Origin of the sequence: Flavobacterium sp. (assembly GCF_024305175.1) — a bacterium.
In the GTDB taxonomy this organism is placed as follows: domain Bacteria; phylum Bacteroidota; class Bacteroidia; order Flavobacteriales; family Flavobacteriaceae; genus Flavobacterium.
In genome coordinates, this window is the sequence record NZ_JAMWYY010000062.1 from 1 (window position 1) to 16819 (window position 16819).

At 40.8% G+C, this 16819-nt stretch carries 18 protein-coding genes, 2 tRNA genes and 1 pseudogene; 11 read left to right on the forward strand and 10 right to left on the reverse strand.

Going from position 1 to position 16819, the window contains the following annotated elements; genetic code table 11:
• Positions 1-66 precede the first annotated feature (66 nt).
• The 10 genes from Q0K96_RS12610 (at position 67) to Q0K96_RS12655 (ending at position 8404) form a co-directional block, all read left to right on the forward strand.
• Complete coding sequence (locus Q0K96_RS12610) at positions 67-234, forward strand: hypothetical protein (protein ID WP_297334342.1); 168 nt, start codon at positions 67-69, stop codon at positions 232-234.
• Between the two features lie 208 nt (positions 235-442).
• Positions 443-916: a hypothetical protein gene (locus tag Q0K96_RS12615; RefSeq protein WP_297334343.1), complete on the forward strand. Its 474-nt coding sequence runs from the start codon at positions 443-445 to the stop codon at positions 914-916.
• A gap of 96 nt (positions 917-1012) precedes the next feature.
• Positions 1013-1510, forward strand: coding sequence for a lipocalin family protein (locus Q0K96_RS12620; protein WP_297334344.1), 498 nt, complete (start codon positions 1013-1015; stop codon positions 1508-1510).
• Positions 1511-1659: 149 nt separating this feature from the next.
• Positions 1660-2931, forward strand: a complete 1272-nt coding sequence (locus Q0K96_RS12625; RefSeq protein WP_297334345.1) for a T9SS type A sorting domain-containing protein — start codon at positions 1660-1662, stop codon at positions 2929-2931.
• Positions 2932-3061: 130 nt separating this feature from the next.
• Positions 3062-3838, forward strand: a complete 777-nt coding sequence (locus tag Q0K96_RS12630) for an AAA family ATPase (protein WP_297334346.1) — start codon at positions 3062-3064, stop codon at positions 3836-3838.
• The gene (locus Q0K96_RS12635) at positions 3835-4737 is read left to right on the forward strand and encodes a ParB/RepB/Spo0J family partition protein (RefSeq protein WP_297334347.1); all 903 of its coding nucleotides are present in this window, start codon (positions 3835-3837) and stop codon (positions 4735-4737) included. Before Q0K96_RS12630 ends, Q0K96_RS12635 begins: the two co-directional genes overlap by 4 nt.
• On the forward strand, positions 4737-5312 hold the full coding sequence (locus Q0K96_RS12640) for a DUF5683 domain-containing protein (RefSeq protein WP_297334348.1): 576 nt from the start codon (positions 4737-4739) through the stop codon (positions 5310-5312). The genes Q0K96_RS12635 and Q0K96_RS12640 overlap by 1 nt, the downstream gene beginning before the upstream one ends.
• Before the next feature lie 5 nt (positions 5313-5317).
• Positions 5318-6016, forward strand: a complete 699-nt coding sequence (dapB, locus tag Q0K96_RS12645; protein ID WP_297334349.1) for a 4-hydroxy-tetrahydrodipicolinate reductase — start codon at positions 5318-5320, stop codon at positions 6014-6016.
• Positions 6017-6060: 44 nt separating this feature from the next.
• Entirely contained in the window at positions 6061-7779 is a 1719-nt protein-coding gene (gene lepB / locus Q0K96_RS12650; RefSeq protein ID WP_297334350.1) for a signal peptidase I, read from the forward strand.
• A 7-nt stretch (positions 7780-7786) separates the two neighbouring features.
• Positions 7787-8404 (forward strand): WbqC family protein, encoded by a 618-nt coding sequence (locus Q0K96_RS12655; protein WP_297334351.1) that lies wholly within the window; start codon positions 7787-7789, stop codon positions 8402-8404.
• A 5-nt stretch (positions 8405-8409) separates the two neighbouring features.
• Here the strand turns inward: Q0K96_RS12655 and Q0K96_RS12660 are convergent, their stop codons facing one another.
• The 10 genes from Q0K96_RS12660 to proS form a co-directional block, all read right to left on the reverse strand.
• Positions 8410-9450, reverse strand: coding sequence for an endonuclease/exonuclease/phosphatase family protein (locus Q0K96_RS12660; protein ID WP_297334352.1), 1041 nt, complete (start codon positions 9448-9450; stop codon positions 8410-8412).
• Between the two features lie 37 nt (positions 9451-9487).
• Positions 9488-10384 carry a rhomboid family intramembrane serine protease gene (locus Q0K96_RS12665; RefSeq protein WP_297334353.1) on the reverse strand — a complete coding sequence of 299 codons (897 nt, stop codon included), beginning with the start codon at positions 10382-10384 and terminating at the stop codon, positions 9488-9490.
• 5 nt (positions 10385-10389) lie between these two features.
• Positions 10390-11139, reverse strand: a complete 750-nt coding sequence (locus tag Q0K96_RS12670) for a rhomboid family intramembrane serine protease (RefSeq protein ID WP_297334354.1) — start codon at positions 11137-11139, stop codon at positions 10390-10392.
• Positions 11136-13004, reverse strand: a complete 1869-nt coding sequence (gene mutL, locus Q0K96_RS12675) for a DNA mismatch repair endonuclease MutL (protein ID WP_297334355.1) — start codon at positions 13002-13004, stop codon at positions 11136-11138. The genes Q0K96_RS12670 and mutL overlap by 4 nt, the downstream gene beginning before the upstream one ends.
• 146 nt (positions 13005-13150) lie before the next feature.
• Entirely contained in the window at positions 13151-13603 is a 453-nt protein-coding gene (locus Q0K96_RS12680) for a hypothetical protein (protein WP_297334356.1), read from the reverse strand.
• 96 nt (positions 13604-13699) lie between these two features.
• A complete protein-coding gene (locus Q0K96_RS12685) occupies positions 13700-14026 on the reverse strand; it encodes a hypothetical protein (protein WP_297334357.1) in 327 nt (108 codons plus the stop codon).
• A 182-nt stretch (positions 14027-14208) separates the two neighbouring features.
• Entirely contained in the window at positions 14209-14460 is a 252-nt protein-coding gene (gene rpsT / locus Q0K96_RS12690) for a 30S ribosomal protein S20 (RefSeq protein ID WP_297334358.1), read from the reverse strand.
• Positions 14461-14499: 39 nt separating this feature from the next.
• A tRNA-Glu gene (locus Q0K96_RS12695) sits at positions 14500-14571 on the reverse strand.
• Between the two features lie 38 nt (positions 14572-14609).
• Positions 14610-14681, reverse strand: a tRNA-Glu gene (locus tag Q0K96_RS12700).
• Positions 14682-14763: 82 nt separating this feature from the next.
• Entirely contained in the window at positions 14764-16239 is a 1476-nt protein-coding gene (gene proS / locus Q0K96_RS12705) for a proline--tRNA ligase (RefSeq protein WP_297334359.1), read from the reverse strand.
• A 101-nt stretch (positions 16240-16340) separates the two neighbouring features.
• Here proS and Q0K96_RS12710 point away from each other — a divergent pair.
• Positions 16341-16819, forward strand: a pseudogene (locus tag Q0K96_RS12710) (hypothetical protein); the annotation flags it as partial.

The window sequence follows — 16819 nt, forward strand, 5'->3', positions numbered from 1 at the left end:
AAAATGTTAAATTATACACACATTACCCAGAAATATATTATTTTTAAACATTAAATTATTGCAGCTATGAAGAATAACACACCTGACATTACACTCGACTTAAAAAAGAAAAAACGTTTTAAAAGCTACTTAACCTTTTCGAAAAAAGATACAATCATTAAAAACCTTGAAATTATTGTTGCCTCTGTGGTAGCATTTATTGTAGGGTTTGGCCTCTATAATACATTCAATTAGTACATTAAAGAAGCTAAACTTTAAAGCTGCCCCCGTAAGGCAGCTTTCTTTATTTTAAGCAACTGTTATCTAATAAGCACATAAATAAAAAGCTAAGATTTCTGCATAAAAAATTTAATCAGCCACATCAACAATTAATAATGTATTTATAGAAGGAGTGCTTTTAAGATATACTTTTGTAATACTAAAACCGACATAAAAGCCTAGCATGAAAATTACCAATTCTTCATCATCACTACAGGGTAATATTAATTATCCGTATGGCAAGGTTTTCGGCAACAGGCTACAGCTTCATATGCCCAAAGATGATATTGAAATAGACCTGGGCAATATTAACAAAATACGCCTTTACGCATCTGATATTTATACATATAATGTTATACTGCTTGCAGCAGGGCTTGCGATATTTTTGGTTGCCGCGCTATACATGAAAACCATGTCAAGCACAGTTATGGTTGTAGCTGCAGGTGCAGTTGTGCTTTATTTTGCCTTCAGGATAAAGATAACTGCCTACAGTATAATAGTAGATCTCAGGAAGAATAACGAAACTATAAGTTTAAAAGTAAAAGAAAAAGACAGGAAAATTGCTGAAGATTTTATTTTTTATGTTAACGGTGAAATACTGAAGCAGGATAAGATCAGGTATAACAGCGCTGCTTCTGCAAGGGGCAAACTGCAATAGCTTTTACCTGGCGGTTAATTAAGTGTTAAGCAGTAGGGCTTTTGCTGTTCAAAGCCATAACTTTGAGTAGAAACCCTTAATTAAAAAGCCATGAAAATGAAAAAGAACTTTTTAACTGTACTGTTGCTTGCAGGATTGCTGGCATCGTGTTCTGATGATGACGATAATAATAACAACAACTCCGATTCTGACTTAGCCGGAACTTATAACCTTACTTCTGTAATGGCTCCAACAGCGGTGGATTATAATATGGATGAAGTTGCCTCCCAGGAATTAATGAATGAAGCTACCTGTTTTCTTGACTCTTACATTACGCTAAACGACGACAATACCTATACATCAGAATACAATTATGTGCTGTTTGTTTCGGAAACAGGGTGTGACACTGAACTTGGTGAAGGTACATGGAACGAAGAAGATGGACAGGTTACAACCACTAATATACTTATAGAACCTAACCTGGATAACACGTATACCATTAATAACAATGAGCTTGTAATTATGTATGAAAACTATCCATACCCTGACAGGGATGAAAATGATGAACCAATATACAGGACAGGTACTGTTATTTTAACTTATACCAAAGAATAGGTGTATCAACCTCTTCTCTAATATTACAGAAATATAAAAAAGCAGTCAAATTTGCCTGCTTTTTTATATCAAATTTATTTAGACTTGTTTTAAATAATATTTTATATTTGCAACATAATAACTATTTTTAATAAATCTAAATAAATATCATGAAGAAATTTTTACTTTGTGCATCTCTTTTGGCAGGCCTGTTCGCCTCAGCACAGGAAGATTACACTGCAGTAACCATTCCACTTCAACCGGGTTACGCCAACCAGGTTTTCTTTGATTTTTCGTCTAACACTCAAACTGCTGTTGCCGCCAACACATGGGATATCGCTTTTTTAAGGATATCACCTATGTCTATCGGTGCACGCATTAACGACAGCAGGGGCATCAGGGTTTTTGAAGTATCTGATAATATTAATGACTGGGCTACTATTGATGTAACCAGCGAAGAAGAATGGACAGAATTATATAACTCTGAAACCACATGGTTAACAGGAGCATTTGACAATGGTTCTGCAACTTATGGCTGGGGAGAATATAACCCGGCAACACACCACGTTAGCGGCTCTGTAGTGTTTATCCTTAAATATGCCGAAAATACCTACAAAAAGTTTATGATTGAAGATTACTTTGGAGGCTACACTATAAAGTACGCTACTTGGAGCGGTACTGAATGGAGTGCTGACGAAACCGCAACTGTACCAAATGCCGGCGGTGAGGGTTATACCTTTAACTTCTTTTCGCTTGACACTGACCAGACTGTTAGTGTAGCACCAGCCGATACCGATTGGGATCTTGCTTTTGGGCGTTACTATGGCAATATAGGTACCGAGGAAGAGCCAACTATGTACCTTGTAACAGGGGCGCTTAACAACGCTGCCACTGTAACTGTTGCACAGACAGATGAAACCAGTGTTACTACAGAAACTCCTTCCCTGCCTGCAGATGAAACTTATTCTGAAGAAATAAACACTGTTGGTGATGACTGGAAATCATTTAATATGGGGACATTTACCTATGATGTAGATCCTGAAATCACGTACTACGTTAAGCAGACTGACGGTACTGTTTACAGAATGTACTTTACCTCTTTTGAAGGCACTTCTACAGGCAACCTTTCGTTTAACTATAAAAACATCACCACAACCGCAGGTATAGAAAATGTAAACGAAAACATGACATTCGGCTTTTACCCAAACCCTACTTCAGATAAGAAAATAACCCTCATTTATGATATTAAGAACAACACGGCAGATAAAAGCACTGTGAGTATTTATGCCGTTAGCGGGGCTAAAGTATTTGAAACCGAAATCACGGCTGTTTCAGGCTTTTATACGAAGCAGCTTAACCTTTCTCAGTTAAACAGCGGAGTATATGTTGTGCAGGTACAATCAGGCAGCTTTAAGCAGTCTAAAAAACTTGTAATCCGCTAATCCATATACATTTTTTACAGAACAGGCCGGGGTATTTCACCCCGGCTTCTTTATTTACTATTGTTAACAATTTCCGTTTCCAGATACCATAAATAATTGTATTTTTACGGTTCAAAATTTTAAACAGCTAATGGGTAAAATCATTGCTATCGCTAACCAAAAAGGAGGCGTAGGAAAAACAACAACATCGGTAAATTTAGCCGCCTCACTGGGTGTCCTCGAAAAGAAAGTATTGCTTATAGATGCTGACCCACAGGCCAATGCAAGCTCAGGGCTTGGTATAGATGTAGAAACCGTAGAAACCGGTACCTACCAGATACTGGAGCACAGCAGCACGCCCGAAGAGGCTATTTTATCGTGCAACGCGCCAAATGTATCTATTATACCGGCACACATAGACCTTGTAGCTATAGAGATTGAACTGGTTGACAAGGAAAACAGGGAATACATGCTGAAGCAGGCACTGGAAAGCGTTAAAGACAAGTATGACTATATCCTTATAGACTGTGCGCCCTCTTTAGGGCTCTTAACACTTAACGCGCTTACGGCTGCAGACTCTGTTATTATACCCATACAGTGCGAATATTTTGCTTTGGAAGGTTTGGGCAAGTTGCTTAATACCATAAAAAGTGTACAAAAAATACATAATCCTGCGTTAGATATAGAAGGGCTGCTGCTAACCATGTATGATGCAAGGCTAAGACTTAGCAACCAGGTGGTTGAAGAAGTGCAGAAGCACTTTAACGATATGGTGTTTAAAACCCTTATACAGCGCAACGTAAAACTAAGCGAGGCGCCAAGCTATGGCGAAAGCATTATAAATTATGATGCCACCAGCAAAGGAGCGAGTAACTACCTGAACCTGGCGGAAGAAATAATCAAGAAAAATAGTACAGTAGGTTCATGACAAAAGCAATAAAAAAACAAGCACTTGGCAGGGGGTTATCGGCATTACTTAAAGATCCGGAGAATGATATAAAATCAGCCGAGGATAAGAATGCAGATAAAGTGGTAGGCAATATTATAGAGCTTGATATTGATGCTATAGAAATTAACCCTTTTCAGCCGAGGACAAACTTTAACGAAGAATCGTTGGCAGAACTTAGCTCATCTATTAAAGAGTTGGGGGTTATACAGCCTATTACCGTTCGCAAGCTTGAGTATAACAAATACCAGCTAATATCGGGAGAGCGCCGTTTGCGTGCCTCAAAAATGGCAGGGCTTACACATGTGCCTGCCTATATAAGGCTGGCTAACGATAACGAGTCGCTTGTAATGGCGCTTGTAGAAAACATACAACGCCATGACCTTGACCCTATTGAAATTGCACTTTCTTACCAAAGGCTTATAGACGAAATACAGCTAACACAGGAGCAGATGAGCGAACGTGTGGGAAAAAAACGTTCGACCATTGCCAACTACCTGCGCCTGCTTAAACTGGACCCGATAATCCAGACCGGCATACGCGACGGCTTTATAACTATGGGGCACGGGCGTGCACTCATTAATATAGAAGACCACGACGCACAGGCAGATATTTACCAAAAAATAGTAAGCCAGAACCTTTCTGTAAGGGAAACTGAAGCGCTTGTAAAAAAATACCAGGAAAGCCTTAAGCCATCAACAGGTAATGCTGCAGCAAAAAGCAGTTCTTTTGCTGTTGCCAATGACCAGAAAAAAACTATTGCAGATTATTTCGGGGCAAAAGTAGATGTAAAGGTAGATGCAAAAGGCAAGGGTAAAATAACAATTCCTTTCCATTCGGAAGAAGACTTTAACAGGATAATTAAACTATTACAGCAATAGTGGCGCGCAGTATTCTCATATCGTTATTCTTTTTTATTTTTTCGGCTGCCCCTTTGCTGGCACAGGAAGAAACAAAGAATGACTCCATCGTTAATATTGAAAATGTTGTGGCTTCATCGTCTTATGTCATAGACCCTCTTGCACCGTCTAAAGCTGCGTTCTACTCGGCAGTTGTGCCGGGGCTTGGGCAGGTATATAATAAAAGCTACTGGAAAGTGCCAGTAGTTTACGGCAGCATGGGGCTTAGCCTTTACTATTATTCTTTCAATAATACAAAATATCGCGAATACCGCAATGCCTACCGCGACAGGCTTGCAGGGCGCGAGGTAACAGGCGAGCTTGCACCCCTTAGTGAGGACAGGCTTATAAGCGGGCAACGCTTCCATCAGCGCAACCGGGATTTATCCTTACTTATTACAGTAGGGCTTTATGTGCTTAACATAGTAGAAGCAAATGTAGATGCGCACTTAGCACAATTTAACGTAAATGAAAACCTTTCTTTTCGCCCGGCATTCGAACAAAACAACGTAGATTATAATTACCACATGGGGCTTACCCTTAGCTACCAATTTTAATAAGTATGAGAATAGCACTTTTAGGTTACGGAAAAATGGGACAGGTTATAGAACGTATTGCGCAGGAGCGCGGGCATGAAATAGTGCTTAAAAAACGTTCTGCCGATACCTTTGCCGGGCTTGAAAATGCAGATGTGGCTATAGACTTCAGCGTGCCTGGCTCTGCTGTAACCAATATTGCCGAATGCCTTAACAACAATATACCTGTTGTTAGCGGTACAACCGGCTGGCTGGAGCATTATCATGAAATGGCTGCACTATGCGAACAAAAAGACGGCGCTTTTATATATGGCTCTAACTTTAGCCTGGGGGTAAACATTTTCTTTGAGCTTAATATACACCTTGCCAAAATGATGGCAAAGGTGGAGCAATATAAAGTAAGCATGGAAGAAGTGCACCACACCCAAAAGCTGGATGCACCAAGCGGTACCGCCATAACACTGGCAAAAGACATTATCAATAATAGCAGCTATTCCAGCTGGGCTATTGGTAACCCTAAAGAAGATGAAATATTTATAGATGCCAAAAGGGTAGAGAATGTTCCCGGCACGCATACCGTTAAATATGATTCGGCTATAGATGCGATAGAAATTACGCACACAGCCCACAGCCGCGAAGGTTTTGCATTAGGAGCGGTTATAGCTGCCGAATGGATTATCGGTAAAAAAGGCACTTACGGAATGAAGGATGTTTTGGGACTATAGTAACAAATAAAGAAAAATACTACATATAGTAAAAATATACAGAGATGACGCTAACACAATGGTTTATATTTTTCCTGATAGTACAGGTTATACATTTTCTCGGTACTTTTAAACTTTACGAAAAGGCAGGCAGGAAGCCTTGGGAAGCCGCAGTGCCCGTTTATAATGCGGTTGTGCTTATGCAGATTATCGGCAGGCCCCGCTGGTGGGTTATACTGCTGTTCATCCCTATAGTAAATCTTATCATGTTTCCGGTGGTTTGGGTAGAAACACTACGCAGCTTTGGCAAAACATCTGTAACAGATACCATACTTGGCGTTGTTACTTTAGGTTTATACATCTATTACATAAACTACTCGGGGCAGGCAGATTACCGCCCGGAGCGTGAGCTTAAACCGGAGAGCAAATCGGGTGATACTGTAAGTTCACTGCTTTTTGCAGTAGTGGTAGCTACCATAGTACATACTTATGTAATGCAGCCCTTTACCATCCCTACGTCATCGTTAGAAAAAACACTTTTAGTAGGCGATTTCCTTTTCGTGAGTAAGTTCCACTACGGGGCACGCACACCCATGACTACCGTTGCACTGCCCATGATACATGACAGTATTCCGCTTACGCAGTCAAAATCATATTCAAAATGGCCGCAACTGCCTTACTTCAGGCTGCCCGGCTTTGAAGATGTAGAAAAAAATGATATTGTGGTCTTTAACTGGCCGATTGACAGTATTGGCTTCCGCAATGCAAAGGCAGGTGTACATAACAAGCCTATAGATAAAAAATCGAACTATGTTAAGCGCTGCGTGGGTACACCGGGCGATTCGCTTTCTATTAAAAATGGTGTTGTTTATATAAACGGAAAAGAACTTAAACTTTCCGGCAGGGCAAGGCCGCAGTACAACTATCCTGTTGTAACTAACGGACCTGTTACCAACCTTTTGCTTGAACAATATGATATTACCGAGTTTCAGGTGTTTTACATGATACAGCCGGAGCTTTGGGATAATGCCGATTTCAGGGCATTTGTAAATGATGATAAAAAATTCAAAGGCAGCTTTACTGAGTTTTCAAGAGATTCAACAGGAGTAGTAATATTTGGTAACTTTCAGGCAGATAAAGATGCACAGCACATGGCGCTTGCACAAAAACTGCAACCGGTACCGGATATGCTTATGGCTAATCTTACAGAGGAAAAAGCAGTCATGATGAAAACCGACTCTTCTATTAAAGAAGTTAAAGATCATTTTGTCTATCCGGGCTCTCCTGAAATTTTCCCATATACTGAAAACTGGAGTGTGGACAATATGGGTCCGATTTATATACCGGAAGCCGGTAAAACAGTTGCCCTTAACAGCAAGTCGCTGCCGTTTTACAAAGAGATCATCACCAAATATGAAGGGCATGAACTAAATACAAACGGCAATACTATAACTATAGACGGTAAACCCGCAAATAGCTATACCTTTACCTATAACTACTACTGGATGATGGGTGATAACCGCCATAACTCTGAAGACAGCCGTTTTTGGGGCTATGTGCCGGAAACACACATTGTTGGTAAACCCGTATTTGTGTGGATGAGCCTTGATGAAAATGAGCCGTGGAGTAACTTTGGTAAAAAAGTGAGATGGGACAGGTTGTTTACCACCGTTGGCGGAGACGATGAGCCAACGTCTTACTTTAAATATTTCATTATTTTGCTGGTAGCCTATTTTGTTTGGGATTATGTAAGGAAAGGCAAAAAGAAAGCCGCACAGGATTAATTTTAACATGGGCAGTATCCTTATACATCCTACTTATTTTCCGTCTGTGAGCCATTTTGTGGCAATGGTACAGGCGGACAAAGTGATTTTTGAAACGGATGACAACTTCCAGAAACAAACCAACCGTAACAGGATGTATATATACAGCCCTAACGGAATACAGTTGCTCAACATACCCGTAAAGCATAATAAGGGCGTACATCAAAAGTTTAAAGACACTAAAATTGAGGATGCTTTCGACTGGCAAAAGCAGCATTTTAAGTCGTTGGAAGCTGCCTACCGCTCCTCCCCTTTCTTTGAATATTTTGAGGATGATATACGTCCTATATTTGAGCAGAAGCATGTTTACATGATGGATCTTAACTTTAAGATACACGATGTCCTTACCAATTGCTTAGGTATTGCTATCCCATACAGTAAAACAGAAGAATACTTTCACAAAGCGCCACAGGGCATAACCGATTACCGCTACCTCGCAAACGGCAAAAAAGACACCAATATTTTTGAGCCCTACACGCAGGTATTTGAAGAGAAAGCAGGCTACATAAATAACCTCAGTATTTTAGATTTGCTTTTTAATGAAGGCCGTTATGCGGCAGATTACCTGAAAAGGCAACAACTTTAATTTTACTATTCCTCCTCTGGGCGAAGCGCAAGCCTTGCCATTACAGGAAAGTGGTCTGAATTTACTATCGAATCGAATGTGGCAAATTCCTTAACCTCAAGCCGTTCGTCGGTAAGAATGTAATCAATACGCGCAGGATAATATTTGTAGTTATACGATTTACCAAAGCCACTCCCCGCTTCTTCAAAAGCATCATTCATATCACCTTTAATAATCCTGTACACGTAAGAGAATGCACTGTTATTAAGGTCGCCGCACACTATTGCCGGATAAGGGCACTGTGCCTTGTGGTTTTCCAATAACTCTGCCTGGTATTGCTGCTTGGCAAATGCTTCGCTCAGCCGTTTGAATATTACTTTAGATTTATGTTCGTTAATACTCTCGTGTATATCCGGGCTTATCTTTATAGACTGCATGTGCATGCTGTAAATGCGCAACGTGTCGTTACCCATCTTTACATCAGCATATATGGCATTGTTAGATGAGTTTGGGAACTTTATCTGCCCGTTATCTACTATTGGGTATTTAGAATAAATGGCCTGCCCGGTTTTATATTTATCATTATTAGAGTAGATAAACTTATGCGGGTAACTTTTAAACATAGGCTTACCTAAAGAAGCATATTCCTGAAAACAGATAATATCCGGCTCTTTTGCCCTTACAAAACTCCTTATACTATCAGCTACATCTGTGCGCGGAAGCCAGTCGTATATATTAAACATACGGACGTTATAACTCATAACCGTAAAATCTTCGGGTAATTCAGGCTGAGGGTCTGCGCTGAATTTATAGAACTTATTTATAAAAGTGATGCCAAGCAACAGCACAAGCCCCGATAAAAGCATCTGCCTTTTCATCTGTATAAGCCAGTATATAAAAAACAGGAAATTAAATACAAGCATGAGCGGCAACACCAATGTAAATACCGAAAGTATAGGAAATATCTTAGGAGCCAGAAAAGGCAGTATGTAGGCAATAAACGTGAGTACTGTTAAAACAATATTGAAAAACAGCATTAGTTTATTAAACCAGGAAAGTTTTTTCATAGATACCGACTGCCTTTGTTTAGCCCAAAGCTACTTATTATTTGCCAACTTTAAACAAAAATTCTTTTTCTTCTTTGGTCAGGCTGTCGTAACCGGACTTGCTAATTTTATCGAGTATATCGTCTATCTGCTGCTGCGTTATATCCTTTGGCCTTCCGGCATTTCTTTTAGCCGGTGCCTGCGGGTTGCGGTGTACTTTAAAGTTTGTTTTCTTTTTTGGCTTAAACAGGTTTTGGAAAAACTCTATTATTCCTGACACCCCACGGCTAAGGTCGGTACCATTTTGAAGCGACCTCACAAATATAAAACCGAACAGCGCCCCGGCAAGGTGTGCCACGTGGCCGCCATGATTCTCTACCGAAACATTAATAAGGTCTAAAACCAAAAGCACAGCCGCTATATGCCACAATTTTACCGTACCAAAAAGAAACAGCCTTACCTGGTAATAGGGTGCATATACAGCTGTTGCCACCAGTATAGCCATAATAGCTGCCGAAGCCCCTACCATTTTACCGTTAAACTGCTGTAACAATGGTATGGTGTTGTAACTTAAAATAAACATGAATGCAGCAAATATAGCCGAAAGTATATAAAGCCCGAACATTTGCTTTTGGGTAAAGAAGGTAAGGAATATCCTGCCTGAAAAATACAATACCATCATATTGAACAACAGGTGAAAGAAACCTGCATGCAGAAAAGCATAGGTAATTAACGACCAGGGTTTCCAGAGGAGGTCTGCCGGATTTGAAGATACACTGAATAAATCATCTGTATTATACAAATCCCACCGCAAAAAAGGGAGGTGAACATCAAACAGCGTCAGCAGGCTGAATATAATTAAAGGTATGGCATAAAGCCCCACATTCCAGAATATGAGTTTCTGTGTTATGCCGCCAATTCTGTATTCAAGTTTTAAATCGTCTAAAAGTCCCATGAAAATTAATTCCAGCGGTTATCGTTAAACTGGTTCTTTTTCCAGTACCACATCATTAAAAAGCCAATAAGCGCACCACCCAAATGTGCAAAATGTGCCACACCGTCGTCCCATCGGCTGCCGAATATGGCCTGCCCCTTAAGCCCAAGGAAAAGGTCTATGGCAAGTAGCCCCGGTACAAAATATTTAGCCTTTATTGGTACAGGTATAAATAAGAGCATAAGTTCCATATTCGGGAACATAAAAGCAAAAGCAACAATTATACCATATAGCGCCCCTGATGCACCCACTACAGGAGCAAAAGATGATATAAGGCTCTCCAGTTTACTTTCAGATATGTATTCAAGCCAGCGCGTGTCATACTTATCTGCTAATATAGTATCTATTACAGATTGGTTTGTAAAGCCATTATCCAGTAAAGGCTGTATGGCATCATTAAACTGTATGTAATTAACCCCTAAATGCAAAGCAGCAGCGCCAAGCCCGCATGAAAAGTAAAAGAACAAAAACTTTTTGGGGCCCCAAAAATGCTCTAAAGCGCTGCCAAACATATATAACCCGAACATATTAAAAAAGATGTGCCCCAGGCCACCGTGCATAAACATATGGGTAACTATCTGCCACGGCATAAACAGCGGGCTTTCGGGAAAATACAGGGCAAGGTACTGAAAGGCGGGCTTTACCAGTAAGGAAGCCACAAAAAAGATTATGTTTATTATAATTAACTGCTTAACAGTTTCGGTAATGCGCATCATACGGCAAATCGTTTATCTAAATCTTCCACACTTACGGTAATAAAAGTGGGCTTATTAAAGGGTGAAACATCGGGTTCTTTACAGGCAAATAAAGAATTTACCATATTTTCCTGCTCTTTTTCGGTTAGCAGGGTACCTGTTTTTATAGCAAGGCTTTTGGCCATAGATTTTGCTATGCTGTCGCTCTGGCTAAAGCTGCTGTCGGGCACTTCCTGCTCAAGGTCATTTATAAGCTCTTCAAGCAATATGCTTACCTCACTTTCCGATACATTAACCGGAAGCCCCGATACCACGACATGGTCATGGTTTACCTCTGCAAAAACAAAGCCTGTATTTTCTAAAGAAGACTTCATTTCACGTATCAGGTCGAGTTCGGTTTTATTAAAGTGCAGCACCAACGGAAACAGCAACTGCTGGCTGCTGCCATGCTGTACCGTTATATTTTTAAGGAACTGCTCATACAATATCCTTTGGTGTGCCCTTTTTTGGTCTATAATTACCATGCCCGATTTTATAGGGCTTACTATATATTTTTTATGAATCTGGTAAGTTGTCTGTACCGCCTGCTCAACCTCATTTTCGTTGAATAGTGAGCCTGTAATCTCTTCTTCCTCAAAATCTGTGCCTTCAAATTCCTGAGTTTCGGTTGTAATACCGGTATAAAGGCTTTCCCATGCAGGCATACGCTCCTGCTTCCTGAAATGCTTTGCAGGCGAAGGAGTATTCGAGCCAACTGAACTTTTAACAGCTTTATCCTCTGCAAACGGGTTAAAGTTACGGTCAACTTCAACCATTGGCATTACGGCTTCTTTACGCTCATAGTTATAAGGCGTATCGAGGTTGGCATCTCGTTCAAAATCAAGAACCGGCGCAACATTAAACTGGCCAAGGCTGTGCTTTACAGATGAACGCAAAATAGCATATAATGCGTGCTCATCATCAAACTTAATTTCGGTTTTGGTTGGATGTATGTTTATATCAATAGTATTGGGCGGAACGTCGAGGTATAAAAAGTAACCCGGCTGGCACCCGTCTTTCAATAAACCTTCATAAGCTGCCATTATAGCGTGGTGCAGGTAGCCGCTTTTTATAAAACGGTTATTCACGAAAAAAAACTGCTCTCCCCTGCTCTTTTTTGCAAACTCGGGCTTGATTATAAAACCCTGCACCTGCACAATCTCTGTGCTCTCTGTTACAGGAACCAGCTTTTCATTAGTACGGGCGCCAAAAACGCCTACTATACGCTGGCGATGGTTTGATGACGGCAGGTTAAACATTTCGCTGCCGTTATGATACAGCACAAAGCTGATAGCCGGGTGTGCAAGCGCTACCCTTTCGAACTCATCAATAATATGACGGAATTCTACAGTATCCGACTTCAGGAAATTGCGGCGGGCGGGTATATTAAAAAATAAATTCTTTACAGAAAAAGAAGTGCCTTTAGGCAGCACGGCAACATCCTGGCTGATAAACTTGCTGCCTTCTATAACAATATGGGTACCCAGCTCCTGCTGGTCCTGCTTTGTTTTAAGCTCTACATGGGCAATAGCGGCTATACTGGCAAGCGCCTCTCCTCTAAAGCCTTTGGTGTGCAATGCAAAAAGGTCTTCTGCATGCCTTATCTTGCTGGTGGCATGCCGCTCAAAGCACAGGCGCGCATCGGTAACATCCATACCCTTACCATTATCGATGACTTGTATCAGGGTTTTTCCTGCATCTTTAACAATGAGCTTAATATCAGTTGCACCGGCATCAACAGAGTTTTCCAGCAATTCCTTTACTACCGATGCAGGCCGCTGCACCACCTCTCCGGCGGCTATTTGGTTGGCAACATGATCTGGAAGTAACTGTATAATACTGGACATAAGTTGAATAAATATGCGTTTTTTGATAAACCCTCAAAGTTACGCAAATATTGTGGAACGATAAAAAAATTCGTGGTATGCCAAATAATGAAAAGGCAGTAATAATTATAGTTTTTGCTGCCTTTTTATTCCTGAAATTTATAGTATTATCTGATGATAGTCCCGTCCGGCTTAAAGCGGATACTGTTACGGTTACGCGCCACCGAAATACGTTGCAGGAACTGCAAATCGCCACTGTTAGCGCCTTCAACAATTGCTTTATACCTGTCGGCAACGGCAAATGTTTCATCTGTGCCAAATATAAGTGGGTACAGTTTCTTATCGATTAAAATCTTGCGTTTGCTGGTTTCTATCCAGCGGTTTATTTTACTGTTGGACATTTTATAGTCATAATAAAGCGTATAATTGCCGTCTTCCTGAATGAGGCTGAAATAAACATCTTTATAATTGCCGTCCATCTTATCCTTAAGAGCATTGGTAACACCCACCGGCAGTATGTAAACAATACTGTCATCATCAGGTATATCTGCAGCTTTCTTTTTAGAGCCGCAGGAAATCATCGTAAAAACAAGCAGTAGTAACGGTAAAACTTTCTTCATTTTAAAAGGTTTTGTTTTTGAATTGTAATTATAAAATTAGAAAAGCCCTTTTAAAAACAAAAGTCCGTTAAGAAAGGTTTAGGTAATGTTGATGGCCTATTGCCCTGAAAGCAGTACATCATTTTTGGCGAATGTACGTATAACAAAGCATGCACAGAACAAATAGTAATAATTAACCTCTACCCTTACATAGCCATAAGCGCCGTACAGAAGAAACAGTGCCAGCCCACCCATGATGATTTCTGAAAGATAAGGCATCCTGAACCGGAAGCGTGCCTGGTAAACACTTAAAGGTGTTAATACAGCATAGGCTATTGTAGCGGTTTTTAATAGGGTTCCGGCAAGGTACACACGGCCAATAAAAGTAAGCCCAAAGCTTATAACCATAGCAAGGTATATAAGGAAGGAAAGTTTTCGTAACATAATTAAATCCTGAATAAGGGCAAAAATATCTAAAAACTAAACTCACAGTTATTTAAAAAATAACAAAAACCAAATAATTATTAACATTATTTAAATGATAAATAATTAACTAATATTCATTACTATTATAAATGCAAAAAGCTCCCATTACGGGAGCTTAAATATAGTATGCGGCTGCTGTATTAAAGTGCAGCTACGTGCTTTGTTAACTTCGATTTTAAGTTAGAAGCTTTGTTAGCGTGTATGATGTTTTTCTTAGCCAGTTTATCGATCATAGAAATAACACCTGATAACTTTTCTGAAGCTTCACTCTTATCAGTAGCCATACGTATCGACTTTATAGCGTTACGCGTAGTTTTATGCTGATACCTGTTCAACACCCTTTTTTTCTCGTTGCTTCTGATTCTTTTTAAAGCTGACTTATGATTTGCCATTTTCTTTTACTCTTAATAATGTCTTACTATCTCTTTTCGTAGTCCATAGGGGAATCGAACCCCTGTTACCAGAATGAAAATCTGGCGTCCTAACCCCTAGACGAATGGACCATTTTATTGTTCCATGGGCGGGTCGCCCTTTTGTTTTGTAGCCCGTAGGGGAATCGAACCCCTCTTGCCAGAATGAAAATCTGAAGTCCTAACCGATAGACGAACGGGCCGTTTGTTCCTCTAATGCGGATGCAAAAGTACAACTAATTTTGATTTCTGCAAGAGTGGAACAAAAAAATTTCAAAAAAAATTCTAATATGCTTTGGCAAATAACACACGGCCTTTGCTTGGCGCGCCTGTCAGCACACAGCTACCTGCTTCTTCTTCCCTGTTAAGTGGTATGCAGCGTATGGTTGCCTTTGTTAAGTCTTTTATTTTCTCCTCGGTTTCTCCGGTACCATCCCAGTGTGCCGAGACAAAGCCTCCTTTATTTTCAAGCACATCTTTAAACTCTTCAAAGCTGTTTACTTCTGTAATATGGGTATCACGGTATGCAAGGGCTTTGTTAAACAGGTTTACCTGCATTTCCCCTAAAAGGTTTTGTATATAATGCACAATATCGGCATGGGCAACAACTTCTTTAGTAAGCGTGTCACGCCTTGCCACCTCAAAGGTTCCGTCCTCAAGGTCTTTCGGCCCAATAGCAACGCGAACAGGCACGCCTTTCAGTTCATATTCATTAAATTTCCAGCCCGGCTTTTGGGTGTCGCGGTCGTCATATTTTACAGATATGCCCAGTTTTCGCAACATAGCCATTAGCTGTTTTGCTTCCGCAGAAATAGCCTCAAGCTGTTCATCATTCCTGTATATAGGCACAATAACTACCTGTATTGGTGCAAGGTTTGGCGGCAGCACTAGCCCGTTATCATCGCTATGGGTCATAACAAGCGCTCCCATAAGCCTTGTGCTAACACCCCATGATGTAGCCCATACATACTCCTGCTTACCTTCTTTTGTGGCAAACTTAACATCAAACGCTTTGGCAAAGTTTTGCCCTAAAAAGTGCGATGTACCTGCCTGCAGGGCTTTACCATCCTGCATAAGGGCTTCTATACAGTAAGTCTCTACCGCACCGGCAAAACGTTCGTTAGCTGTCTTTACCCCTTTAATTACCGGTATAGCCATAAAATTCTCAGCAAAATCGGCATACACGTTCATCATCTGTTCTGCCTCTGCAATAGCCTCCTGCTGTGTGGCATGGGCAGTGTGCCCTTCCTGCCATAAAAATTCTGCTGTTCTTAAAAACAGCCTGGTGCGCATCTCCCAGCGCACCACGTTTGCCCACTGGTTAACCAGCAGGGGCAGGTCGCGATACGATTGTATCCAGCCGCGGTAAGTATCCCATATAATGGTTTCGCTGGTAGGACGAACAATAAGCTCTTCCTCCAGTTTGGCATCAGGGTCTACCTCTATAGTTTTACCATCTTCTCCTGTTTTCAGCCTGTAATGAGTTACCACGGCACACTCTTTGGCGAAACCATCAACGTGGCTTGCCTCTTTGCTGAAATAAGATTTAGGGATAAAAAGCGGGAAATACGCATTTTGATGTCCGGTTTCCTTAAACATCCTGTCCAGTTCGGCCTGCATCTTTTCCCATATTGCATATCCGTATGGCTTGATAACCATACAGCCCCTTACTCCCGAGTTTTCAGCAAGGTCTGCTTTTACAACCAGTTCATTATACCATTTGGAATAATCTTCTGACCGCGTAGTTAAGTTCTTACTCATTTTATTTTAAATTGGCACAAATATTGTTTATATTTATTAAAAGAATTGTTTCGCAAAAATAACCAATTTGCGAAGCCCAACAATAAAAAAATGCAGAGATTATGAAAACCCATTACCACATCCTGAAGCAATTATCCTTATACTCTATAATGTGCTTGTTGGGCCTCGCAGTAACTTCGTGCGGCTCTTACCAAAATACATCAACATATGATAACGATGGTATTTACGGAGGAAACTACGACACGAGGGAGCCACAGTATAACTATAACGACGGCAACGTGACCGAATACCGTGATGGTGAGGTTACAGGCCAGAACATGAATTACCAGTCTTACTTCAGGTCGTTACAGGCGCAATATCCTGCAACGGTAGTTACTGATGTAGAGCAATACAGCTCTTATGACAATGATACTACCGCTGTGCAGCAAGGCGACTCTTATACTGCTTACAGCTATGACGCCTATCCCGGATGGGGCGAAGACCCTGATAATGTAACCGTTAATGTATATAGCGGTGGCTTTAACAACTGGGGCTGGGGCGCCGGTTGGGGTTGGGGTGCCGGCTGGGGCTGGAATAACTG